A 24377-nucleotide genomic window follows, 5' to 3' on the forward strand; every position below is an offset into this window, starting at 1 on the left:
CACACAAGCCCTATCACTTCCTGAGGCTTTGGCCGTGTTCGTGTTCACCTCATGAAGCCCCTTTGCATCACCCTCCCCTCCCCCCCGATACTGAAACTCACCTTAGCCAAATGGAAGCCGTTATGACTGACTTAACGCATGAAGACCGCTTGTTTCTTCGAGAGCTACAGAAAAATATCGCTGCTAGTTTGGCCGGCTATTTTGATCAAGCGTTCGGCACTAATGTGCTGCCCGCAACCGGCGCCTCGATCACCATTGAGGGTGAGGTGAAGATGAACATGTACGATCACGCGCCAGGGCTCGCATTCTTTGAGAAGGAAACCTCACGTTCTGTGGCTGTACCTCCATACACTGAGTATTACAAACTGCGTGAGCTGGCTGAGGCTGGTTTTGCTGAGTTTTATCAGGCATCGAGTGAAGCCGAAGACGTATATGAAGGATTGTTTAGGCCTTTGATCATGCGTATCTGCAATAGTGGTGGGGTTGTTATAGACCTTTACGAACGAGGGGGCTGGCTCGTGGACACAATGCCTCCTAGCCAATGGACCGAAACGGCAGTTCAGATTGAGGAGCTGAATCGAGAGGGTAGCTTTCAGTCAGGATGGGACAATTTTTCGACAGCCCAAAGGCTGCATCGGCAGGCCTCTCGGCTACAGCAGTTGCTCACCCTTTCTCGTCACAGGACGAAATGCGCTGCCTGACACAGCCATAGCGACAGTACTATGAACCCTCTTTGTTTCGCGTGCGAAACACTTAGCTCGTCAGTTACTCCCCTACCTCATCTTGAGTCCTGCATTTACGCAGGAATGAGAGAGGAGTAAGGATCATGACGACACAGACAGACAAGACCACCTGCTGGATACCGAAGTGCCAACTTCCCGCACTGCGCGAAATGGTAGAACGGCTCGATCGCAAGGCAAAGAAACTTGGCATGGCGTCCTTCGAGATCAACGTGCTGGAAGAGGCTGTAAAGCCCTGGGCTCGTGAGAAGTTGGATCTTGAAGATCGACTGTCGCACTTTAAGCTGGAGCAGATCGTTGCCGTGAAAGTCGCAGTCAGTGGCGAACCTCCGAAGCTGGACGGGTATCGCTTGCTGGCGCGAATCGACATGGCAGCGAACCAGGCAGCACGGGGCACTCCCTTGGAGTGGGCATATAGCCGATTGCCCGAGCCATACAGATCGGGCGACGCCACGGGCGACTGCAGCCACTGCAACAAACGGCGTGAGCGGCGTTATCTCTTTCTGATGGAAGAGATGGCAATTGGCGTTGTCCTAGAGGTCGGAAAGACATGCCTCAAGGACTATCTTGGCCACCAAGGCGCTGAGTCGATGATGGCCCGTGCTCAACTATTGGTCTCTGTTATCAATATGATGGAAGAGATCGATGAGGTGGGCATATGCGGCGGTCGCCCTCCAGATGCTGTTGTCGAGCTGCGATGGCTGGTTGCCGCGGCAGTAAGGCAGATTCGGGAGCGAGGCTTCGTGTCTCGTGCTCGAGCAGAAGAAACTGGCGACCTGGCCACAGCAGAAATTGTGGGTGAGATGGCTCGTTCAGTCCCGATGGTCAGCAAGCGAATGAAGGCGTGTGTCTCTGAGGACGTGGCGTAGGCTGATGCGGTAATAGCTTGGGCACGGCAAGTGATCCCTCTGCAGACTGAGCATAACGATTTCGAGACGATGATTGTTCATCATGCTCGTTTCGACTTGGTTAAGCTTAAACGCGGAGTCGGCGTTATGACGGCGGCTGTCACTGCCTACGATCGACATGAGGAGTCAGCTGTTAACACCGAGTCAATGATGGCTCTCGGCTATGCTGGAGGTCCTGGCGATCAGTTGGAGATGGAAGTTGTGCGTAAGCGGTCCTTTTCATCAGATACGCGATGGGAGCTGATGTGGAAGCACATATTCTGCGACCCCGAAGGTCGGTACATTGTCTGGAAAACAGGTAAGGCCCTTGAGGGGAGTAAGGTTGTACTGAAGGGGCGAGTCAAGGAACACGGCGAGTACCGCGGGATTTCCCAGACTGTCGTGACACGCTGCTCAATTAGACCTACATGATTCACTAGCCCCTGAACCTTTCGGTCAGGGGCTTTTTTATGGTTCTTCGCCGATCAGCGAGAAAGAGAAGGAGGACGTCAATCACAGAGATTGCCTTAAGCCGCTCTGATGCGAAGAGGTAAAAGATGAACCACACCGCAGTAATAGGTATTCGGCTAAGAGGTCTCAGAAAGAATTTCTATGATGGGACATTTGGGAACTTCCTCTCCGCTGCATTGGGCCGACATTTCTTTTAAGGCGCGTTGCATGCGATGCAGGTCATTTATCTTGCGCTGGATATCGTCGGTATGCCTGAGTGCAAGCTCCTGTACCTGAGCGCAGGTGTAATGCCCGCCATCAACCAGTCGTAGAAGGTCCTGCACCTCTTCGAGCGTAAATCCCAGTTCGCGCGCTCGGCGGATAAACGTCAGCCGTGTGAGGTGGCGCTCTTCATAGCTACGAAAGCCGTTCTCGCTTCGGGGCGGATTCGGCATAAGCCCAATGCGCTCGTAGTACCGAACCGTCTCGATGTTGCAACCGGCTCGTCTGGCTAGCTCCCCTCGGCGTAATGGCATGGCCTACTTTCCTCTTGATCCTGTAGTAGCTACAGGGGCTACAGTAGCTATGAATACCCAAATTGCAAGAGAATCACTATGCAAGACAGTAAAGACCAGACGCTTGATCGAAGCGAGCAAACCACGACGAGCCGATCAGGGCGCAAAGGCCTACTGGCAAGCGGTAGTGTCATTGGCGCGATACTCGCCTCCGCCTGCTGCATTCTGCCGGTGGTATTTCTCTCACTGGGCATCGGCGGGGCCTGGATGAGCAATCTCACGGCGCTTGCGCCCTACCAGCCGCTCTTTCTCGCCTTCACCCTGGCAATGCTCGGTATCGGTTTTTATAAGGTTTATCGCAAGCCCAAGAGCGCCTGCCGGGCCAACGCTTGTGATGTGGATGGCTATTGCGGCACGCCGCTTGCCGAGCGAGTGATCAAGATAGCGTTGTGGGGTGCGACGGCACTCGTCGTGTTGGTGCTTGCCTGGCCGTATATCGCCCCGCTGTTCCTTGGCTAATACACCTTCAAATTTTCCTGGAGTCTTTCTTATATGAAATTTAGCACCTTGATCGGTACGCTTTTTTTGTCCGCGGCAAGTGCCGGGACGGCCTTCGCCGCTCAACAGACCGTCACCCTGGCTGTTGACAATATGACCTGTTCGACCTGTCCCTACACCGTCAAGAAAGCGCTCAATCAAGTGCTCGGTGTGGAGAACGCCACGGTTTCCTACGAGGAAAAAAGCGCCACCGTGACCTTCGAAGATGCCGAGGCGAGCGTGGCGGACTTGACCGCCGCTACGACCAATGCGGGCTATCCGTCGCGCCTGGCCTCCGAGAAAACTAAACAAGCCCAGTAACCACCTAGCCCACGTTCATCGAGGGCTGCGGGAGTTGTGCGAAAGGATTACCGAGGAATTTTTATGCAAACCACGATTACAGTTACCGGCATGACCTGCACGAGTTGCGCCGACTCGACTCAGGCGGCGCTCAATGCACTGCCCGGGGTCGAGGCTGAGGTCTCTTATGACCAGGGCCGCGCGGTAATAATGCGCCCGGGCGAGGTGGGTACCGAGCGTCTGCTTGAGACGATCCGTGCCAAGGGCTACGGCGCCGATCTGACGCAGGCCACAGAGCGAGCCAGCAGTGACCGAGGCAGCGAACAGGGTCTACATATTGCCGTGATCGGCAGTGGCGGGTCTGCCATGGCAGCGGCGTTGAAAAGTGTCGAGCGGGGTGCCCGTGTCACCCTGATCGAACAAGGTACCATAGGGGGTACCTGCGTCAACATCGGCTGCGTGCCCTCTAAGATCATGATCCGTGCCGCGCATATTGCCCATCATCGCCGCGAAAGCCCGTTCGATGACGGCATCACGGCAACGGCACCAACCATTGATCGTGGCCGTTTACTGGCCCAGCAGCAGAGCCGTGTGGAAGAGTTACGTCACGGTAAATACGAAAGCATCCTAGAAGGCAACCCGGCCATTACGGTTATCCGCGGCAGGGCCCGCTTCCGTGATGCCCAGACCCTGATTGTTGACAAGAACGATGGCAGCGAGCGCGAGGTCGCTTTCGATCGTGTCTTCATCGGGACCGGCGCGCGTCCCGCCATTCCACCGGTATCGGGGCTGGCTGGCACGCCCTATTGGACCTCGACCGACGCCCTGGCCAGCGACACCCTTCCCGAGCGTTTGGCGGTGATCGGGGCATCGGTGGTCGCGGTGGAGTTGGCCCAGGCCTTCGCGCGGCTGGGCAGCAAAGTGACGATCCTGGCGCGTAGCCGCCTGTTCTCCCGCGAGGACCCGGCCATTGGCGAGGCCCTGGAAGCCGCTTTCCAGGCCGAGGGCATTGATGTATTACGAGGCGTCCAGATCAGCCAGGTGGTGCATACCGATGATGAGTTCGTGCTCACGACGGACACGGGGGGCATCAAGGCCGACAAGCTGCTGGTCGCGACGGGCCGCACGCCTAATATCGAAACGCTGAACCTTGACGCCATCGGCGTAGAGACTGCCCGCGGAGCGATTCTGGTCGATGATTCTCTGCGTACCACCGTACCCACTATCTATGCCGCTGGGGATTGCACCGACCAGCCGCAGTTCGTCTATGTCGCCGCTGCGGGCGGCAGCCGCGCCGCCACCAATATGACGGGGGGCGAGGCGCGCCTGGACTTGAGTGCCATGCCGGCGGTGGTCTTCACCGACCCGCAGATCGCAACCGTCGGTTTGTCCGAAGCCGAGGCCGAGGCTCAAGGATTCGCTACCGACAGCCGGACCCTGACCCTGGATAACGTGCCCCGTGCGCTGGTCAACTTTGAGACCGGCGGCTTCATCAAGATCGTCGCCGAACGCGACAGCGGGCGCCTGCTCGGGGTCCAGGCCGTGGCCGGCGAAGCCGGCGAGCTCATTCAGACGGCGGTCATGGCCCTGCGTGCCGGGATGACGGTACAAGACATCGCTGATGAGCTTTTTCCTTACTTGACTATGGTCGAGGGGCTCAAGCTCTGTGCCCAGACCTTTACCAAGGACGTCAAACAACTGTCCTGCTGCGCGGGGTGACAAGCCTTGATGTGACGTTGGCGACCCTTGTTCGAGAAATGGCCGATCATGTCGCCGCCCACTGGCACGAACCCGATCAAGGGATCTAGGAAATGCGTGGGGAACCGCGTCATCACGTCTACAAATACCATGGCCTGGGTCGCACTCGACCGCACACTGCGCCTGCTGGGTCCTCAGCCCGCCTGGGAACTGGCATGAGATGGCATATTTCAGGCCATCGTGACTCAGGGGATCAAGCTCAGTGGCGGCTACCTCACGCAGGCCTTCGGTCATGACGATCTCGATGCCGCGCTTTTGTTGATCCCATTGATGGGCATTCCTATCGACAAGGCCGTACTTGAACTGACGGCTGCAGCAGTGGAAGAGCACCTATGTCATGGCGATGTCGTACACCGCTACCTGGCTTCGGATGGGCTTTCCGGCAGCGAAGATGCGTTTCTGATCTGTAGTTTCTGGCTGGTCGATATACTTCTAATGCTTGGTCGAGCCGAGGAGGCTCGCGCCCTGTTCGAGCGGTTACTGGCCAACGCCAACGCCAACGATGCGGGGCTCTATGCCGAGGAGAGCGATCCGACGACGGGCCTGTTCCTTGGCAACTTCCCGCAGGCTTTTACCCATCTTGCGCTGATCAACCGTGCCCTGCATATACAGCTCTACGAATAAGGTAGCGTGACGGCACCCATGCGGATTGCGTCCGGCGTACTGCTTCAAGCCTGTCCTCGGTCGCAACCAATGCGCCTTGGCGGCGCTGCCTCGGTCAAGGAGGCCGGGGTTCGTGACACAGTTCTGGAACTGCACCCGACCTCCTGGCCAGGCAAGTGAGGCGAGCCAGACAAAGTCTGCCCCTGCCCACAAGGCTACCGAGTCGACCTTGGGCAGGCTGGCTTCTTCAGTTACCAGACATAAACAACAACCACCTTGTCCCTGTAATAACTACAGGTCTACGTTGAAGTCAGCAAGGTCAGGATTTTCAGATTCGCCAACGAGTGAGGAGGGCCTATCCCTGCCAGCTCGCTCCCATGAATACCTGCAGGATGGCCGTTGATTTATCGGAGCAAGAGGCTCTCCAATGTCAATGAAAGGAGGCAACGACGATGTCTGAAGTGGAAATAGGCCGCCCCGAAGGCCGCACGTCCTACAGTGACTACGCCGAACGCTACTATGCTCAAGCGGGGGCGGGAAGAAACAGCCTCTCCGCAAGCGAGTACGTGGCCGTCGTCGAGGGCTTTCGGCGTGAAGTCGTTTGCATGGGGCAGTGCAACTTGTACCTCGCCGCGACGAAAGACTCGCAAATCAAGGAAGCGATCAAGACCTACCTTGAGGATGTATGCAACCCCAACATCCATGAGATGAAGAAGATTCTGGAAGTTGGCGGTTACGCCCTGCCGGCGCCGCTTGAAGAAACCATGAGCCCTGACTAGGTGCCCGATCAGGATACCTGTGTCGCCAATGACCGGATGATCGTGAATGCCCAGTGGTTCGCGGCGCGTGCGTTCATGACGCTCTGGCACAACTACGCCAGCATGAGCCAGCGCACGGATATTCGGGACGCCTTCATTCGAAACTATCACCGGGCCAACCGCTGGCATGTCACATTCCATGAAATCGCGGTAGAGAAAAAGCTAATGGCCCCCTTGCCCACCGTGGAGCCGAAAGACATGCCACTGATCCCCGAATAAGTGGCACGGTTCAGAGGGGAATAACGCATTTCCAGGGTATCGCTGTTCGGGCCACGGTAGAACGAAGCCTGGACAGCGATGACTTCAACGCGGCGACTAGCGGCTACCAAGTCGCCGCTACGCAAAGGAGTAAACAAGATGGCAGCATCCTACGATCTCGTCGCTATCGGTACCGGCACCGCCGCTAAAATAGTCGTCATGCGTGCCCAAGCCGCCAACTGGCGTGTTGCGATCATCGACTCCCGCCCCTTTGGGGGCACCTGTGCCCTGCGCGGCTGCGACCCCAAGAAGATGATGATCCAGGGGGCCAAGGCGCTGGACCATGCTCACCGCATGCAAGGCAAGGGCGTGGAGGGAGAGGTCCGTATCGACTGGGCCGAGCTGCTACGCTTCAAGCGAGAGTTTACCGATCCTGTGCCTGAAAAACACCAGGCCATGTTCAGCGACAAGGGCATCGATACCTACCATGGACAGGCGCGTTTTACCGGCCCCAACCGCCTAGAGGTTGAGGACCAGGTACTTGAAGCACAGCATATCCTGATTGCCACGGGAGCCGAGCCAGCCACCCTGGGTATTCCAGGCGAAGAACACCTCATAGACAACGAACAATTTCTGGAACTGGCTACTTTGCCGCCGCGGATTGCCCTGGTCGGCGGGGGCTATATTGCCGCAGAGTTTTCTCACCTGGCTGCCCGGGCTGGAGCTCAAGTCACCGTCCTACAGCACGGCGAGCGGATGCTCAAGCCCTTCGATCCGGACCTGGTCGATTGGCTCATGGAATCCTTCCGTGATCAGGGCATTGATGTGCGAACCCAGACCAACGTGGACGCCATCGAAAAGACGGCCTCCGGCTATCGTGTTCGCACCTCCTCGAATGGCGAGACCGGCACGGTTGATGTAGACCTAGTCGTGCACGCGGCCGGAAGAAAGCCAGCCCTCAAGGCCCTCAACCTGGAAGCGGCCGGTATCGAGACCGAGAAGGGGCGGTTATCGCTAAATGAGCATCTGCAAAGTACCTCGAACCCCGCCGTTTATGCCGCAGGCGATGCCGCCCAGGTGGGGCCGCCCCTGACCCCCGTGTCGAGTCACGATGCCAAGGTGGTGGCCGCCAACCTGATCGATGGCAAACGTAGCACACCGAATTATAAAGGGGTGCCGAGTGTCGCTTTCACCATTCCGCCTATCGCCTCCGCCGGTCTCGACGAAGCGCAGGCCCGTGAGCAAGGGCTGAAATTCCGCGTCTCGAGTCAACACACACACAACTGGTTTACCGCCCGTCAGGCCGCCGAGCCGGTCTATGGCTTCAAGATATTTATCGAAGAAGAGACAGATAAGGTACTGGGCGCTCATCTCGTCGGCCCCAACGTGGATGAAGTCATCAACGTATTCGCGCTGGCCATTCGTCATGGGCTCACCACCACGGACCTCAATACGACAATGTTTGCCTACCCAACGGGGGCCTCAGACATAGGCTCGATGCTCTAGGAGAGCCTGATAGCGGCAACTTGAGATGGCTAGACCTCATGCCTAAGCATTGAGATCTTTATTTGGCAACTGAGGATAAGAGTTCCAAACCATTTTCAGGTTTCACTGCAGGATAGCACCCGTAAACGAGAATGACGGCGGTAGAAAGGTTTAAGCCAAAAAAATGTCCCAACCAGACCACCGCCGTGCCATGGATGCTAGTTTGCTTACCTTGTTCTGGGAAGACTTCGAGTTGGTTTGCTATGAATCACTCGGCGCCAATGGCCTGCTGATCAAGCTCAAACTCACCGCCTCACACCCGCCCTGCTGCAGTCGCTGTGGCCAATCCACCTGGCTCATTCATGATGTCAGTTATCGCCGTGTGCGTGAGCGCGACCTGTTCCAGTATCGCGTATGGCTAGACATCCCTGTGCGCCGAGTACGTCGTCCGGCCTGCGGCCCCCGATGAGAGCGTATTGCCTGGCTAGCCGGACGTCAGCCACTGACCTGCGCCATGGTGAGCTGGGTCGAAACCCTGGTTCGACTTTCACCTATCAAGCATGTGGCCGAGCTGGTGGGGCTTCAATGGTATACGGTCAAGACTATGGATCATCGGCGCCTGAGTCATGAGACAGCCCAGGCAGACCTGACCCGGGTGCGGCGTCAGTTTGTCCTGCACAAGGGGAACCATTATGCCATGGTGGCTATTTGCGCCGACACACAGCAAGTCCTGTGGGTCGGCGAGGGGCGTTCATGCGCATGCGCTGCCTTCGAATGGCTGGACAGGGATACCTGTCAGCAAAAAGAAGCGGTCGCCATGGGCATGAATACGGCAATGGACATGGAAGCCAAGCAACACTGCCCAAAAGCCAGGGTCGTTTACGACCTGTTTCACGTGGTCGCCAAGTTCGGTCGCGAGGTGATCGACCGGGTGCGGGTCTATCAGGCAAACCGGCTACGCGAGAACCATGCTGGCCGGCGTGTGATCAAGCGCAGTCGCTGGTTGCTCCTGCGCAACCGCACCAACCTGGACCCTGAGCAGGCCGTCAAGTTGGATGTATTGCTAGCCGCCAAAGAGCCGCTGACCACGGTCTACCTGCTTAAGAGCTAACTCAAAGAGCTATGGTACGCACCTAGTGAAGCCGAGGCCCGCCGACGCTGTAAAGCGTAGTTTGGAATGGCCATCGACAGTGGGCTCAAGTCGCTGGTTGCTTTCGCCAAGCACCTAGAAGGTATCGTTGCCAGTGCCCTTTATCGACTCAACACCAGCGCCCTGGAAGGAATGAACAATCACATCAAAGTCATCAAGCGAATGGCTTACGGCTACCGGGACACGGCGTATTTCTTTCTGAAGATCAAAGTCGCATATCCCGGCAAAATGCGATGAACTTTTTTATTCTGTCGCTTGCCCTTTCTTAACCCCGTAAAAAACTACCTCTACAGCCTAGGGATGTTCTGCATGCGAAACATTTTACAGGCGCTCTAGCTGTCCACTTATGGCAGTCCCCGCCCTATCTCCTTTTGAGACCTGCATCGCAGGAATGAGAGGAGAGAGCGACATGAATATTGAGCTGATTATTAATCAAGAAGATGCCATAGCTTTTGGTCGTGAGTTCGGCGGGCTGCAATTAGATGACCTCCGTGCTGATAAGGTGGCGTTTGCCATCGACTCAGCGCAAGGCTCTCTTTTCATTCTGCCTCGTGAGGCCGGTCGCCGCTGGCGCCAGCCAACGCCACGTCAAATGGCTGACTTGGGAACGGATGTGAATGTGGCCTTCGAGGTCTTCTCGCTTGGTGAGCTTGAGGGGTTCGCTTTCTCTGTCGAGGATGGACCTGTCATCCAGGTGCGTCGCCCTGATCGCAAATTGCATCGGGAAAGCACTTTACAGGCCATAGAGAGCGCCGAAGATACATTCATTGTGAGCTTCACCAAGAGAGCTTTTGGTAACTTCCTCCTTAACTTGGCGCACTGGAGTTATCTCCAGCCCAAGGCAAGAATCGTTCGTCACCTCCCGAGGTGACCACTTCAAAGCCTCCTCGACTCATCTGAGTCAGGGGGCTTTTTCATGCGTTAGGAAAATAAACCGCCCAGGTTCGCTCCTTAGTGTCAGTAGCGCCCCTATCCCCCAACGAGACCCATTACGTTGGGAATGTGAGAGAGAGGAGATTTGAACATGTGGGGACAGATTCTACAGATTGGTCACATTGGCGAACCAGAAGTTCGGACCAACGGCAATGGCAAAACTTACGTTCGGTTCGGTATCAACATGGCCAAGAAAGTGGGTGATGATCCGATGTGGCTTAACTGCATCCTTGGTGGTCGCTTCGCCGAGGTTATGAAGGATCGCTTGAAGCGCGGTCAGTTGGTCTTTGTCGAGGGCGAATTGTCCTTCCGTAAGGCTGATAACGGCACTGTGTATACCAACCTTATGGTGGACACTTGCCGCATCCTCCGTGATCCGCGTAGCGCTGGTGCTGCAGGTGATGGAGACGAAGGAGTGGAATTTCCCTTTTGATGTTCTATTCACAGCCCCTGGTTTATTCCTGGGGCTTTTTCATGCGTAGACGATAGGCAGGCACATGAGCGAGACAGACCAAAAAACCAGATCCCGATTTCAGCACCCCTTGGCTAGGGTATTGCCTTTGGCAGGTGGTGTGCTGGGTGCGATGGCGTTCGCTATAACCGTCATTCCCTTAGACCTCCCATGGGCCTCGTCAAACGCTGAATCACCAGCCGTGGTGACATTCGATACGGCCAAATACGTTAATGCTCGCCGTGCAGCAGCCAGTGAGCTGCTAGGGGACGGTGAGGCAAGAGATTCAGCCGTATCCACATTGGCTCGCGTCGACAATGGCGTTCGCCCAGCGATCGTTGATGCAGCAGATGGCGCTTTGGTCATCGTCCGTCAAGCAGCCGTCTTGGACGGCACTATTCCTGACATCACTGACACCGTACTGGCTGGTTTAGGCCTGCCAACAGATGCCCCCACGATCGAGACAAGTCTTGATCGTCATGGAGACACCACTTACAGCGCATCGAACCTTTATGAGGAGGCTCGAGAGCTGGTCAGTCGTGCTAACCAGCAAGCGCGTGAGCGTGCCGATTCGCAGCGCGAGGCGGGAATTGAAGAGCTGCTGCCATAAACAGCAGATGATTAGAACCTGATGTGGCCATGCCCTGCATGGCGAAGACTACGCCAGCACCACTGGCGCTTAACTTTGCTCAAGGAGCTTATTGATGAAACACCTTACCCTGATCGCCTCCGCTGTTGCAGTCGCCTCCGCACTTTTCGCGGGAACTACCGTCGCCAATGACGACAATGCCGGCTCCAGCTTAGAGCTTCCCAAGGCCGTGTCCGATTTGGGCATCCCTGGAGCCAAGGTCGACAAAACATTCGATACCGGCCTAGATGGCATCAATGGCTGGGTTATTAGTGTCGAGAACGACACTAATGTGATCTATACCACTGAGGATGGTACGCATGCCTTTATCGGGATGATTCTGGGCGAGGGTGGCGAAAACTTGACGCAGGCTCACATGGAGCAGCACATGGAGAATAGCCCGCTGGCCAGCATGCCGAAGCGAGCTGCCTCTCAGGACAACGGATTTACAGATGAGGATGAGGCCGCAGCGCTTGCGCAAGTTGAGGAAAATGCCTTCTACGTTGAAGAGGGGAGCGGCGACAAGGTTCTGTATGTCGTCTTTGATACTCAATGTGGTTACTGCCAGAAAATGTATCAAGAGTCCCGGGCGGTTCTGGATGAAGTCACCATCCGTTGGATTCCGGTAGGCTTCATGGGCGAGGGCTCGCTCCACCAGGCTGCACAAATAGTCGACGCCGAGAACCCTACCGAAGTGCTGGCCACATTTGAGGGAGGCGGCAGTGTGTCTGGCTCCCCGAGCGCCGAAGCTATGAACATCGTGAGTGAGAACAGCAACCTGATCCAGCAGCTGGGTATCCGGTCTACACCGAATACGCTCTACAAGGATGAGAACGGTGAAGCTCATATCATGCGTGGTGCTCTTCGTGCGGCTGAAATCCGTAGCCTGTAACCTTATTGCACCTTGAAGAAATGCGCCCTGGCTCCCTCTCCGGCAGTCCGGGCGCCCAGCTAGAGGGCACCCCATGTCTCTACAAGACCAACGCACTGTTAGTATTATGCGGCGAGCAATCGAAGGAATGTTTCCGCAGTTCGCCGTGAACCGTCTATTTCCACGTCAGCCACTCAAGGTAGGCCGTGGTACACGGGAGAAGACCCTTTACCCCTTTCGCTGGCTGCACCGTCCTCTGACGCTTGAGCAGGCGCGCTGGGTCGCAAGTAGGTCAGTTGATTATTGGTTCCGGTGGCTCATCGCGTTTGGTGCGTCTCTTTATCTCTCTGTCAAATTGGGACCGCCTTACGGAGCATTCCTCCACTTAGGTTTTACGCTACTTGCTGCATGGACATTAATAGGTGTGGCCGTGGCTGTCGGGCGGAATAGAAAGACTCCGAGGATAGATGCATGAAGCAAGGCAACAAAAGTTGGCTCGCCTCTTTGGGGCGCGTAATATCCGGCCTGCGTAAGCAGTCGATGGATGCTGACCAAGTTGATCCAAGTGACCCAGCTATCACGAAGATGACAATTAGCCTGGCACTGGATCTCCTAAACGAAGAGCAATCGCACGAGCGTTTCAAGCCTAAAGATCGTGTCTCATGGAAATGGGGCATGAAGAACAAGAGCGTGCCGCTGGCCAGGCAAACTGCTGTAGCGTTACAAGTCCGTCAAGAGCCATTCAACGATAGCACCCTGGCACCTTCATCCACGTACTACGAAGAGCCTTTAGATGTGCTTGTAGGTGTGTATACCCACGAGGGTATTTTTCGAGAGCTATGGGTCGATGGGCGGCGCCTATGCTTGCTGACAGACCATAGCATAAACAGCCCGAACGGTGGCACTCAGTGGGGACAAGGTGAAGGATACCAAGGTCATTTCAGATGCCCCTCTGAAGTTCGATGAATTGCTGACCACCGTGGCCAAGGAACAGCTTGGCCTGGATGGGAGCTACACAGTGTATGCGGTCGAGACGGATCAGATTGATGAGATCAATCTCAAGATGATTGAAGGCCTGGATGACATCCATCTACATTGTTTCACTGTAAGGCTTCCCCCTGGCTTGGCGAGAGTTAGCCTCGCCCCGCGGGATGGAAATCACTGGCGGATGGAAGAGGCGGTTCATGGTGTCGTGGATTATGGCCATACAGCTCGGGAGACTATAAGCGCCAGCTATAGTGGCAATGGGCAACGGTTGTACATCCCTTAGTCAAGTGGCAAACACTAAATGTTTCATTCTGCTTGAATTTAATATAATTCGTCGTCTGGCATAGATATAATATGGATAGCAATGATAACCGACTGGACCAGCTGAATGAGCTTCCCCTTACCAAAGAAGATCAGCGCTTCATACTCCGCTGCCTCCGTGAGGGCGGAGTGGTCGACTACCAACCCGTCCTCGCGGCATACCAGCTGTGTTGGAACAATGCGGCTGAATCAGCGACTATCCGCAAAGAGATAACGTTGGGAGGAGGGCAGCCAACACCTTTCTCCGAGAGGCCTTGGGTGTTGAAGCGCTTGACTATCCGAGGTAAATGACTGGCCAGTTTACTATAGCGCCTAGGGGAGGGGGGGAGTTATACCGTTATCTATTATTTCACCATTTAAATACCATGCTCCCTTGCCTAAAATAATAAGATCGTAGGGCCTAATCGTGTTCGACAACGCACTGTCATATAGGGCACATAGCTCATTCTTTGGGGCTGACGAAATGACCAGCCTCATCGAAAAAAACTTTCCAGGGCCTGCGCGCCCACAGAGGCTCGAAGGGTAGGGTGGTCGGCTGTTTGCGGTGAAGTATTGGCATACACACTCCAGTCTCAATATCTCATTCTTCGCTTTCGGCAGTAGCAGCGTTTGCTCCCAGTAGCCGCGGTCAAATAGCTGGTGGAGGAGAGGGCGGCTGAAATGGAGAAGGCCTCAGGAAGTCACCTGCGCCGTGCGGAGAAACAATTGCTCAAAGAGCAGGTATACGAAGAGCTACTGCCCACCTCCCTGAAGCGAACCGGGCATTTTCTGATGGCTATCGACATCAGGCGTAAATGGATACTCATTGACGCTGCCAGTCGTAAGAAAGCAGAAGAAGCACTCGATCTGTTGCGCCTTACACTGGGATCGCTCAAAGTCACGCCAATGGCAACTAGCGATCGTCCAACAGCTTTGATGACCCGTTGGTTGGCTGCCTCGACTGAGCGTGCTGAAGGCTGGGCTCTTGGAGAGTTCTGCCAGCTCGAATCGCCTTCTGGCAATGATGGTGTGATTAAGGTTTCGGAGGTCGATCTCGATAGTGACGAGATACAGCAGCACCTTGATGGAGGCCGCATCTGTTCAGCCCTTTCGATTGCTCGGACAGGTCAACTGGCGATGCAGCTTCAGGATGATCTAGGCCTAAAGAAGATCAAATTCGATGATGCACTGCTTGAGCATGCTGATTCGGGTGATGATGAAGCATCAAGGTTTGATGCGGATGCCCATATTCACATCCCAGCTCTTGCGGCCGTTGTCGAGGAGCTGATAACCCTACTAGGGGGTGAATCAGTCCCTACGCTAGAGGATACCCCTGAGGATGCTGTTCAGGCATCTAAAGCAGCCTGAACCCTACTCATATCCTGTCTTTGGCTTGGCTCTGTCCAGGCCTTTTTTATGCGCTAGATAGATCGGTTTATACTATTTGCCGTATCAGTTTATGTGGATTATCATGTTTCGCATGCGTAACTTGGCAAGGATCGCCGCCGTTTGCACAAGGACATTCTCAACCTGTCTTTTTCCAGGTCGGCTACCGGGAACTCCATGACCAAAATAATCAGTTTCTCCAATCAGAAAGGCGGGGTCGGAAAATCGACCATTTGCCTTCAAACAGTCTTCTACCTCGTGGAGGCGGGCTATCGCGTACTAGCAGTTGATTTCGACCCACAGGGCAACACATCTAGCCGGTTGAGCCAGAGCGATGAGGCAACCTATACAGGCACACCATCAGTCCGGTTGTTCGATGAGAACATGCATGAAATCCAGCCGATGAAGTGCGTGCGCGGAATGGATCTGATTTGGACAACCAAGAACGATCCAGAGCTATCTGAGATTGAGTCCCTACCGCTCAACTGTGTGGTCAACCCGATCACAAACCTGAAGGCTAGCGGCATACTGGATAATTACGATTACGTGCTTGTCGACTGCCCCCCTAGTTTGGGCCGTAAGCTAGTAGCTGCACTCACTATGTCCACTCATGTCATTTGTCCGGTGCAAGTAAGTGGTTTCGCACTGGATGGCGTAGAGGGTCTGCTGAACACGATCATAAGCGTTCAGGAGGAGCTGAATCCCGAGTTGGAAAACACCGGGATGGTGATCAATAACCTCAAACGCGGTTTCGAGGAGGACATGATCACGCGAGATGAGCTTCGCAAGGCGGTGCCGGATCTGGTCTACAAATCTGAGATTGGCGTTAGAGGGCAACTCGACGTGGCCAACCTCAATGGCGTACCCGTTTGGAGCATAAAAAAGACATCGGCACGAGAGGCTGGCAAAGAGATCCGTGCAGTTATCGAAGAACTCATGGAAAAGGTGGGCTGACATGGCATTAGGACAACTAGACAACCTGCAAAGCCTCTCACGCCGCTCTAAAGGCGCCAAGGAAGTATTGGTGCTGGATACAGCTGAAGTGGTGCCGAAAAATGGCCAAGTCCGAGAGAAATTCGGCGGTATTGAGGAGCTAGCCGACTCAATTAAGTCGCATGGCCAGGAACAGCCGATCATCGTATCTCCTAAGGATGCTAACGGTAAGTATCGAATTCAGAAAGGTGAGCGCCGTTGGCGTGCATGTAAACTGGCCGGTGTGCCGGTTGAGGCGATCGTCAACAAAAAGGACCAGGAGGAGCTGGACGAAACAGCCGGCGAGCTGATTGAAAACATTCAGCGGGAAAACCTGACTCCGATGGAAATCGCCAAGGGGATTCAGAAATTCATTGACGCTAAGTGGAAGGCCGTCGATGTGGCTAAGCGTCTAGGTAAATCGCGTGGTTATATCTCGCAGCACCTATCGCTGCTCAAGCTCCCCGAATGCGTACAGAAGCTATACGAGGAAGATGTCACGGCTGACCCCGAATCGCTGAATTCGCTCAGGCAGATTTATCAAATTGCGCCAGAGAAGGCTGAACGCATTTGCGAAAAGGCCTTAGTAGACGGAATCAGCCGAAAAGCCTGCCGTGAGCTGCTGAAACAGGCAAAGGGTGGCACTCTGGCTGAAGACCCTGAAACAGTTCCCATGGAGGCTCAGGTTCCAGCGCCAGCTCTAGGGACGAATGATGACCAGCCACCACTGAGCGGATTCGACTCATCCCCCTCCGCTGGAAACTCTGGCATGGGGAACACTGTTGATGATGTCCAGCCCGCAATGCCGCCCCAGTTTAACGAGAAAGATGACTCCTCTCTTGGTAAGGGGGATGTTGCACAGGAAAAGCCACCGAGACCTAAATCGGCCACTAATACTGAGCAACCCCAGCCTAAAAAGGCTGCTGGCGCCGAACTTGATACACCAGCGCCAGTAATGGCAAAGGAGCCCACCCGGGCTCGGGTCGTGGTAGGCGTTACCGTGAAGGGCGCACAACGTAGTGGCATGCTACAGACTGATCGTATCGATCATGAGCCTGGCTATTGCTGGGTTCGACTAGATAATGATGAAAAAGACACACTGAGGGTAAGAGTCTCTGACGTTCAGCTACTTGGTGTCGAGGGTGAGGACTGACCTCTATGCCGAGCCTATCGCGTGACACACAGCGAAAATACGACATTATCCGTGCTATTGACCACATGGATCGCCCAAGCCTTCAGGACATCTCTGAAGCTACGGGCATCCCGGCTGGCACGGTTAAACGGCAGCTGACTTCGATCCGGGAAGAGTTTAAGGTAAAAATCCTCTTTATTCGTGACCCTAGCTCACCTGAAGGTGCAATGGGCTATTACGCACTTGAAGGCTGGGGAATCTTGGACCCAAACTCCTTTCGAGTGCATTTTGGAGACAGCACTTCCTAGCCAGCTGACACCCGGGGAGCAAATAGCTCCCCGAATTATGTCAAACCAGCCCCACCTTTCTGAGCCAGTCAACACGGAGTCATCAGCAGTGCCTGAACCCGACCATCCCCCACTGAATCTCATCAAGCAACCTGTTTCAATTGGTCATGAAGACGTAGTTAAAGAGCTTGCTACTTTTAAGGTCGAGCTGGATAGATACGCACGTAAGACAATTGGGCAACCGTTGCTTAATGACATAGTGGACAATGATCGAGGAACCTGCGCACTACACCCAGATTCATTAATAGCTGTGCTGATACCTTTTTTAAACTGGGAAGACCAGAATGGACAGGCTTATCGAGCCTTTGTAGATCCAAAACATGTTATTGGGGCAAGCATCAAAGGGCATCCTGAGAACGTGCCACCAGAGGAGGTGGTGAATAGGATCGAGCGCTACGCGACCTACTTTGGCTCAAGGGATAACGCCTTATATGTCTGGTACAAGCCACTTGGGATATTCATTGCTCATGAGGGAAAACACAGGGTCGCTTTTATGCGATCGCATGATCAACCGGCTATAGCAGCGTGGGTTCAGGAAGCTGATTATCCAGCTCCATCTCGAATTACGATAATTGAGCCCAGCGATGAACGTGACGAATGGTTAGCAATGCTCGATGGTCGCTACATTCAGGTACTGCGGCGTCCGAACATTGCAAGGAAAATACTTGATGCTTACGGCGTAAAGACAACGAGCTGGCAGAATATAGATCATCTACCAGATGAAAAGATGGTGCGATTGGCGATTTACGAGCGCCGGCTTCATCGACCAGCCAGAACACGGAAGGAAATCGATAGGACTCTTGATCTGCAGGCTCATCTCGCTCGAATGGCCAAGGACAGTCAGGAGCAGTATTTTCATTGTCATGATCTCGGCCCATATCGTCTTGACTGGAATCGCAATATTGTAGTGATGTGCCTCCTGCTATTTACAGGTTTATTGCTAGTAAAGTTTGATCATGACTGGTCGATCAGAACAGGGATTGGCTTGGTGGGTGTAACATCTGGCATGATGCTTAGCCAGAAACTGAACCGCCCCGGCTTTACCGGAGACTCCATATCTTGAGAGGATGGAGTTATGAACTCACCAAAACGATATTCCCCAGAAGTCCGGGAGCGAGCTGTTCGATTAGTCCTTGAACAGCAAGGCGAATACCCGTCCAAGTGGGCGGCGATCTGCTCCATTGCCAGCAAGTTCGGCTGTACACCAGAGACTTTGAGAGCCTGGTGCAAACGCACAGAACTCACGCAGGAAAACAGCTCGGTTAACCTGCCTGAAAATGAACGACTCAAGCAGCTAGAGCGTGAAAACGTCGAATTGAAGCGCGCTAATGAAATTCTCCGTAAGGCGGCTGCTTTTTTCGCCCAGGCGGAGCTCGACCGCAAACCCAATTGATGGTGTCATTTATCGACGAGCATCGTGCTCAGTTCGGGGTCGAGTCGATTTGTAGTCAACTGCCAATCGCCCCATCGACGTATTACCACCACAAGGCACTTGAAGCTGATCCTGAACGGCGGGCAGACCGGTATCGACAGGATGCGTTTCTTACCGCTGAGATTCAGCGCGTGTGGGAAGAAAACTTCTGCGTCTACGGTGCCCGTAAGGTCTGGCGGCAACTCCGCCGTGAAGGCGTTAATGTTGCTCGTTGCACTGTAGAACGGCTCATGCGCCGCCTAGGAATTCGCGGCGTGGTGCGAGGCCAACGCCCCTTCACGACCCTCAGTGATCCCGGCCAGAAACGGGCACCTGATTTAGTGAAACGTGACTTTACGGCTATGCGTCCTAATCAGCTTTGGGTAGCCGATTTTACCTATGTCGCTACCTGGTCTGGCTTCGTTTACGTTGCGTTCGTTATCGATGTTTATGCACGCTGTATCGTGGGTTGGCGTGTAGCGACGTCGATGAGAACGGCACTGGTGCTGGACGCTCTGGAGCAAGCTCTGTGGGCACGAAAACACAGACAAGGGTTGATCCATCATAGTGATAGGGGAAGCCAATATCTCTCGATCCGCTACACCGAGCGTATGGCTGACGAGGGTATCAATGCCTCAGTCGGCACCACCGGCGACTCCTACGACAATGCGCTGGCTGAAACCATCATCGGCTTGTTCAAAACGGAGGTGATCCATCATCGTGGCCCATGGAGGGGACTGGATGCCGTTGAGTATGCCACGCTGGAGTGGGTTGACTGGTTCAACAACCGCCGACTGCTGGAACCCATCGGAAACGTTCCACCAGCAGAACGAGAAAGGACGTATTATCGTCAACTGGAAGAGTCGGGTGAAGCTGCTTGACTCAAACAAACCGGTCTCCGGAATAACCGGGGCGGTTCAAACTGACGAGGTTCACAGGCCCGCGAAAGCTAAAATCATAAATGAATGAGAACGAAACTACCTTAAAAGGCTCGCTAAGGCTGATGACGACCAAACATACTACAGATTTTAGCCTAATATCCCGCAGTACAGCCTCTTAAGGAGCGAAAGTGCTTGGAGAAAATATTAAAATTGGCAATCGTCGGGTATGGATGCACAAAGCTATCAACCACCCTGACTTCGCATCTGAGAGCGTACTCACAAGAGATCCATGGAGCTTCGTAGAGCTTTGGCTTAAGCGACAGAATAAGAGTGAGGCACTATCCTTCTGGTCACAGGCACGAAGGTTCCATGAAGCCGCTAAGTATATGGATGTTGAAGCGTCGCCACTGTCCCTTTATTACTCTTTTTTGAACGCAACCAAAGCTCTTCTGGTGGTTCGAGGCGCCACACATGCAGAGAATCATGGTGTAACCGGAGATAGGCCAGCAAAAGCCAAGGCTAGCTTGGCTAATGAGGCCATAACTTTTAAGTCTGGCGGTATCTTGCCAGCTTTGTGTACGTATCTCGGCGAAAGCACCGTCACGCACACCGCCGAAAAGTACAACCTCAAAGACTTACTCTGGAATGTACCTTTTGTGCATAGAGCATTCTTGCATACCTTCAGGTCGGCCCCAGAGCTCTTCATACCGTTAGAAAGTGCTTGCTACGTAAAACATCCAGACCCCAAGGCTCGTGAATGCTGGTTCCAGGCTGAAGTGTCGCCCAGATATGCAGATGGTCGGATGCTCAGAAATATCCCTCACTCTTTTGAATGGTTCACTGAAGACGGTAGAACATATATTCGCCGAAAAAAGCGCTTCAATTGGTGGCGAGGTAAAGCCCCACAGGCTGAAAAACTCTTGGCCCAAAAGCGGCTAGGCACATATCACAGCAAGACTCGTCGGATCATAGTTCCTATCTCTGGGAATCGCGACTTGTGGTACATCAAACGAAATCTGAGCAGCAACCCACCATCTGAGCGCCACGGTCTTACCATTATATTTGCTGCGATGCATCGGCTGAGCGAATTAGCCCGTTACGATCCTAATGGCCTAGAGAGACATCTCTACGGCACATCGAACTGGTTAATTACGGAATTCATGACAAATTCAGCAGATCAATTCATTGATCAGATGGCGTCGGAAATTACAGGGTTTCAGTTTTGGCGACCAGCCATACGAACCCCGTGAGAACTGTCAATGTACGATATGAATAGCCGACAAGCCGATTGACTGAGCTGGCTACTGTGATCCCTCTAAGGCTGACGTCAATCCAGCCCAGGTACTATACAGCTCGTTTTCATAACATTCCTGCTCAAGGCTACGCGCCAGCACGTCACTGGCGACAAGATCCAATTGGGTCTGAAGGCTTGCAACTGGAATAACTATCTCCGTGGTTTCCCATAGCTTCTTCTGTGTGCTGCGAGAATCAACTCGGTAGCGGGACCAGTGCGGTGAAGCCTCCACAGAGCTGATGGTTTCAACTAGCTGTGCCAAGCACTCTGGAGGAATTTTCTCATCGGCTAGCTTGGCTGCCTTTTTCAGACTATTCAGAATTTTCCGCAGGTCATGCTCATTATTTAGAGAACGGCGATGCCGATTTGTAATCATAATAGCCTGCCCAGGTTTGATCTGGTTCCGACATTCAATAATCTCAAAACACCACTGCAGTAGCCTTTTAAGAATCAACTCCGCAGCGTGACGCTGAAGATAAAAAGCTGGTAATCCTATCTCATCGAAGCTACCACGTGCCTGCCCTTGCTCAACGAGCAAAGAGGCTGCAGTCAGATAGGCCCCCACATAAGATGGCTGGCGCCAAAACCCACCCATGCGAGCGATGCCATTCTCAAAATCACTTTCCGCTTGGCTGGGGTTCTTCCCACCAACGAAAACATCTCGAGGGTCGGTCGCAGGGTGACGGGAGTAGAGAGGTCCGATGCTCCATAAACCGTTTACTTCTCGCTGACCAGTCATTTGCTGACCCCTTCCTGATGAATTAGGCTGTATTTGCCGCGCATGGCTACCCATCGATCTGGGGTTGCTACAGGATGGCCACCATGGACTGGGTTCCGGCATTGCCACCCCTTCGTGGTCAGCTCGGCACACTGCGCCATGTACCCGGCTGCTTGCCAGGCGAGGCAGTCTCCCCGGGTAATACCATAGACACTGGCAAAAGCTGCAGCCGGATCGCTCCAGAACACCTCGAGCTGACCTGGCGTTAGCGTCACGGTTATCTTGCCAGCTAGGCCATCGTGGCTGGTGTTGAACGTTATGTCACTGTTAGATGACACCCATAGCTTGGGGTGAAGCACTGCTCTGTTGTTTCATATTCTTTTCATCGCCTCCTCCAGGCGCCTTTCCGCACTTCGGTCATAGCGTTGTGTGGTGACTAGGTTGGTATGGCCTAGAGCGTATTGCACCGTGAGAACGTCGACACCTCGATCTAGCATATTCGTAGCGAAGGTGCGGCGAAAATCGTGAGGCGCGCACTCCTTAATGCCCGCCTGAACGGCCCTTTCTTTTATGATGAAGTACACAGCTTGGTCAGTAATACGAAGATCAGTAATCACACCATGTCGGCGCACTCTAGGGAAAAGAGGCCCGACATCCCGCCCCAACCGGGATTGCCATGCCATGACTTTCAGGAACGTTTCATTGGGCAGAAAGACGAGGCGTTCCTTGTTACCTTTGCCCAGAATCCTGATCGACTGCCGGCCGCGGTCAATCATCTCGATGTCTATGGATACACTCTCCGATCGACGCAGCCCCGTGTTGACCAGTAAGTGGAGTAACACGGCATCTCTCTCCCCTTTGGGGGTCTCGTCTGTTTCGCATGCGGAACAAAGGGCTTGGATAGCTACATCATCAAGGTGTACGCCCTTCGGCAACCTTGAGCCCCTGACAGACTTGAGATCGCTGATCTGATGGTGGCTCTCACTATCCATGCGACCCGCAACCCAAGCCTCACGCGCCACACCTTTCATAGCAGACAATGCAGTATTAATAGTGGATGGAGCCTTGCCCAGTTCACTCATCATCTCGATGATTGAGCGCACATGTTCGCGCCGGATCATATGCCACGGACAACTCTTAATGTCATGACCGCCGCTAAGGTAGGCAACTTGCTGGAGGTGAGATCGCATCGTGACCCGGCTACGGCGGGAGCCAAGCCCCATAAGGTAAGAGAGCGCGGGGTTTCCCTTGGCCTCTGTCAAAGAATTCGATGCTTCAGCAAGGCCCCCAGTGACGTTATAAGGAATCATCGCTAGTGAATCAGCCATTTCCGGGGCCCCCCTCTAAGCTGGCAATGTGTTGCTGCAAATAATCAGCCTGGTCTGCAGAGCACATAACAATATCGAGCAAATCCCCGCTTTCATGCATCACCTCGTAAAAATCTGATGCGCTTGGTGCGGACTCGACATAGACTCGCTTGCGACGCAGCCCGCCCGGGATCGTTAAGCTCAAGTGCTCAAGAACTGCATCGGCGTCCTCTAGGACACTAACAATATCGCCCGTATCACGGACAATGACCATGAAATCGTTGGTAGTGATGACCGCATATCCTGCGCGGGGTGGCATAATCAAGTGATCAAACATCCAATTGCTCCCTTTTGGTTGTGATTTTCCCCCTGATCAGGGTTAGTGCCTGGCTTCAGACTGGGCAGCGTCCTGGCACCAATATGTGAAGACCACCTAAATCAGCTGCAATGCTATTGACGACCATCTGAGCATATGAAGTAACTACCGCAATTTTGTAGATTGCCTTCCAAGTCATTCAGCACAGCCTTATTCATGTGACTCTGATACAGCCTACTCGGGTTCGCTGCCCTTCTCTACTTTCTTAAATAACTATTTTAATAAGTAGAGAACCTAAGCGCCAGCACTACGGCCTTTTTAACTGTGTACACAGGATCACTCAAAAACGGAAAATATCACCCTAAGTTATTGTTCTATATTCTATTTCTCAAGGTAAAAGCCATTTCCTGAAAGCCTGTACGCAAAATCTAGGCTTTTGGCAGGGCCATCACCCGTAGATTTTGCGAAATAAGGGTATTTTTTAATGGAAAAACACATCCTTGGAGAGATATTTTTGCGCTAGCTTTTAGACCACTGCCAACGGTCTCATATCGTTGACATACAGCCGAGTTAGCTACAAAATGTGCTTTGCACACTTTCACATTGCCTTGTCTGGAAACACATGCCTATATTGCGTGAATACCAACAGCTGCAGGAGCAATCGAAGTCTCTTCGAGAACAACTTATATCGTTTGAGAATCGAGAAGATTTCAAGCGTGAAAGTGCTTTTTTTAACCGCTTAAAAACGTTAATGGCTGATTATAATGAATCGGCCCTGGACGTTATTAAATTGGTTAATACTGAAAAAAGCGTCAGCGAGTCTCCGGCTATACGTAAGAAGCGAATGATAAAGGAATATCGCAATCCTTATGAAAGGGAGATTGTCGAAACAAGAGGTGGCAATCATAAAACCCTGAGGGCTTGGAAGGATCAGTACGGTGCCGAGGTCGTTGATTCTTGGCTTGTCGAAGAGAAATAGCAGGTTATTACTGTAGGCTGACA

At 53.7% G+C, this 24377-nt stretch carries 27 protein-coding genes, 1 pseudogene and 1 other annotated feature; of the genes and pseudogenes, 23 read left to right on the forward strand and 5 right to left on the reverse strand.

The features are described 5' to 3' along the window. Positions 1–122: 122 nt before the first annotated feature. Entirely contained in the window at positions 123–701 is a 579-nt protein-coding gene (locus ACXUPB_RS22145) for a hypothetical protein (protein WP_035557883.1), read from the forward strand. Positions 702–826: 125 nt separating this feature from the next. Then, complete coding sequence (locus ACXUPB_RS22150) at positions 827–1609, forward strand: hypothetical protein (protein WP_035557885.1); 783 nt, start codon at positions 827–829, stop codon at positions 1607–1609. A 605-nt stretch (positions 1610–2214) separates the two neighbouring features. Here ACXUPB_RS22150 and ACXUPB_RS22155 read toward each other — a convergent pair. After that, positions 2215–2613, reverse strand: coding sequence for a MerR family transcriptional regulator (locus tag ACXUPB_RS22155; RefSeq protein WP_035557890.1), 399 nt, complete (start codon positions 2611–2613; stop codon positions 2215–2217). Positions 2614–2691: 78 nt separating this feature from the next. Between ACXUPB_RS22155 and ACXUPB_RS22160 the strand changes: the two genes are divergently transcribed. The 20 genes and pseudogenes from ACXUPB_RS22160 to ACXUPB_RS22255 all read left to right on the forward strand — a co-directional run bounded on the left by ACXUPB_RS22160 (position 2692) and on the right by ACXUPB_RS22255 (position 20990). Then, the gene (locus tag ACXUPB_RS22160) at positions 2692–3111 is read left to right on the forward strand and encodes a mercuric transporter MerT family protein (RefSeq protein WP_035557893.1); all 420 of its coding nucleotides are present in this window, start codon (positions 2692–2694) and stop codon (positions 3109–3111) included. A 33-nt stretch (positions 3112–3144) separates the two neighbouring features. Beyond that, complete coding sequence (gene merP, locus ACXUPB_RS22165) at positions 3145–3450, forward strand: mercury resistance system periplasmic binding protein MerP (protein ID WP_035557896.1); 306 nt, start codon at positions 3145–3147, stop codon at positions 3448–3450. Between the two features lie 63 nt (positions 3451–3513). Then, positions 3514–5148, forward strand: coding sequence for a mercury(II) reductase (merA, locus tag ACXUPB_RS22170; RefSeq protein ID WP_035557898.1), 1635 nt, complete (start codon positions 3514–3516; stop codon positions 5146–5148). A gap of 219 nt (positions 5149–5367) precedes the next feature. After that, on the forward strand, positions 5368–5811 hold the full coding sequence (locus tag ACXUPB_RS22175) for a glycoside hydrolase family 15 protein (RefSeq protein ID WP_052703852.1): 444 nt from the start codon (positions 5368–5370) through the stop codon (positions 5809–5811). 431 nt (positions 5812–6242) lie between these two features. Beyond that, positions 6243–6569, forward strand: a complete 327-nt coding sequence (locus ACXUPB_RS22180) for a hypothetical protein (RefSeq protein WP_127059530.1) — start codon at positions 6243–6245, stop codon at positions 6567–6569. Beyond that, on the forward strand, positions 6570–6827 hold the full coding sequence (locus ACXUPB_RS22185) for a hypothetical protein (protein WP_127059529.1): 258 nt from the start codon (positions 6570–6572) through the stop codon (positions 6825–6827). It begins immediately after the preceding gene. Between the two features lie 138 nt (positions 6828–6965). Beyond that, a complete protein-coding gene (locus ACXUPB_RS22190; protein WP_035557901.1) occupies positions 6966–8312 on the forward strand; it encodes a dihydrolipoyl dehydrogenase family protein in 1347 nt (448 codons plus the stop codon). A gap of 190 nt (positions 8313–8502) precedes the next feature. Next, positions 8503–9678 (forward strand): annotated as a pseudogene (locus ACXUPB_RS22195) (ISL3 family transposase). 172 nt (positions 9679–9850) lie between these two features. Next, a complete protein-coding gene (locus tag ACXUPB_RS22200) occupies positions 9851–10312 on the forward strand; it encodes a hypothetical protein (RefSeq protein ID WP_035557913.1) in 462 nt (153 codons plus the stop codon). 153 nt (positions 10313–10465) lie between these two features. After that, entirely contained in the window at positions 10466–10807 is a 342-nt protein-coding gene (locus tag ACXUPB_RS22205; RefSeq protein WP_179916740.1) for a single-stranded DNA-binding protein, read from the forward strand. Positions 10808–10871: 64 nt separating this feature from the next. Next, positions 10872–11435: a hypothetical protein gene (locus ACXUPB_RS22210; RefSeq protein WP_035557920.1), complete on the forward strand. Its 564-nt coding sequence runs from the start codon at positions 10872–10874 to the stop codon at positions 11433–11435. A 94-nt stretch (positions 11436–11529) separates the two neighbouring features. Then, positions 11530–12345 (forward strand): DsbC family protein, encoded by an 816-nt coding sequence (locus tag ACXUPB_RS22215; RefSeq protein ID WP_035557923.1) that lies wholly within the window; start codon positions 11530–11532, stop codon positions 12343–12345. 450 nt (positions 12346–12795) lie between these two features. Further along, positions 12796–13290 carry a hypothetical protein gene (locus ACXUPB_RS22220; RefSeq protein WP_290697980.1) on the forward strand — a complete coding sequence of 165 codons (495 nt, stop codon included), beginning with the start codon at positions 12796–12798 and terminating at the stop codon, positions 13288–13290. A 981-nt stretch (positions 13291–14271) separates the two neighbouring features. Beyond that, entirely contained in the window at positions 14272–14979 is a 708-nt protein-coding gene (locus ACXUPB_RS22225) for a recombination-associated protein RdgC (RefSeq protein WP_274542011.1), read from the forward strand. A 195-nt stretch (positions 14980–15174) separates the two neighbouring features. Further along, positions 15175–15951, forward strand: coding sequence for a ParA family protein (locus ACXUPB_RS22230; protein WP_113270641.1), 777 nt, complete (start codon positions 15175–15177; stop codon positions 15949–15951). Between the two features lies 1 nt (position 15952). Continuing rightward, entirely contained in the window at positions 15953–17122 is a 1170-nt protein-coding gene (locus ACXUPB_RS22235) for a ParB/RepB/Spo0J family partition protein (RefSeq protein ID WP_113270575.1), read from the forward strand. 5 nt (positions 17123–17127) lie between these two features. After that, positions 17128–17409 carry a helix-turn-helix domain-containing protein gene (locus tag ACXUPB_RS22240; protein WP_008958302.1) on the forward strand — a complete coding sequence of 94 codons (282 nt, stop codon included), beginning with the start codon at positions 17128–17130 and terminating at the stop codon, positions 17407–17409. A gap of 88 nt (positions 17410–17497) precedes the next feature. Next, entirely contained in the window at positions 17498–18511 is a 1014-nt protein-coding gene (locus tag ACXUPB_RS22245) for a hypothetical protein (protein ID WP_472956787.1), read from the forward strand. A 12-nt stretch (positions 18512–18523) separates the two neighbouring features. Beyond that, a protein-coding gene (locus ACXUPB_RS22250) for an IS3 family transposase (protein ID WP_159340751.1) occupies positions 18524–19740 on the forward strand; the annotation gives its coding sequence in 2 pieces (ribosomal slippage) (positions 18524–18809 and positions 18809–19740; 1218 coding nt in all). Continuing rightward, positions 18799–18915 (forward strand) — a sequence feature (AL1L pseudoknot). (Overlaps the previous gene by 117 nt.) A 188-nt stretch (positions 19741–19928) precedes the next feature. Continuing rightward, complete coding sequence (locus ACXUPB_RS22255) at positions 19929–20990, forward strand: YaaC family protein (RefSeq protein WP_113270573.1); 1062 nt, start codon at positions 19929–19931, stop codon at positions 20988–20990. A 51-nt stretch (positions 20991–21041) separates the two neighbouring features. Here the strand turns inward: ACXUPB_RS22255 and ACXUPB_RS22260 are convergent, their stop codons facing one another. Genes ACXUPB_RS22260 through ACXUPB_RS22275 form a run of 4 tightly spaced genes read right to left on the reverse strand, consistent with a single transcriptional unit; the run spans position 21042 to position 23396 of the window. Beyond that, entirely contained in the window at positions 21042–21773 is a 732-nt protein-coding gene (locus ACXUPB_RS22260; protein WP_113270572.1) for a hypothetical protein, read from the reverse strand. Continuing rightward, positions 21770–22111, reverse strand: coding sequence for a hypothetical protein (locus ACXUPB_RS22265; protein WP_113270571.1), 342 nt, complete (start codon positions 22109–22111; stop codon positions 21770–21772). Before ACXUPB_RS22265 ends, ACXUPB_RS22260 begins: the two co-directional genes overlap by 4 nt. 12 nt (positions 22112–22123) lie before the next feature. Further along, positions 22124–23080 (reverse strand): tyrosine-type recombinase/integrase, encoded by a 957-nt coding sequence (locus ACXUPB_RS22270; protein ID WP_113270570.1) that lies wholly within the window; start codon positions 23078–23080, stop codon positions 22124–22126. Further along, entirely contained in the window at positions 23073–23396 is a 324-nt protein-coding gene (locus ACXUPB_RS22275) for a hypothetical protein (RefSeq protein ID WP_113270569.1), read from the reverse strand. The genes ACXUPB_RS22270 and ACXUPB_RS22275 overlap by 8 nt, the downstream gene beginning before the upstream one ends. A gap of 601 nt (positions 23397–23997) precedes the next feature. Between ACXUPB_RS22275 and ACXUPB_RS22280 the strand changes: the two genes are divergently transcribed. Continuing rightward, a complete protein-coding gene (locus tag ACXUPB_RS22280) occupies positions 23998–24354 on the forward strand; it encodes a histone-like nucleoid-structuring protein, MvaT/MvaU family (protein ID WP_035561723.1) in 357 nt (118 codons plus the stop codon). Positions 24355–24377: the final 23 nt, after the last annotated feature.

This window comes from Vreelandella sp. DA03-1M, from assembly GCF_055725665.1.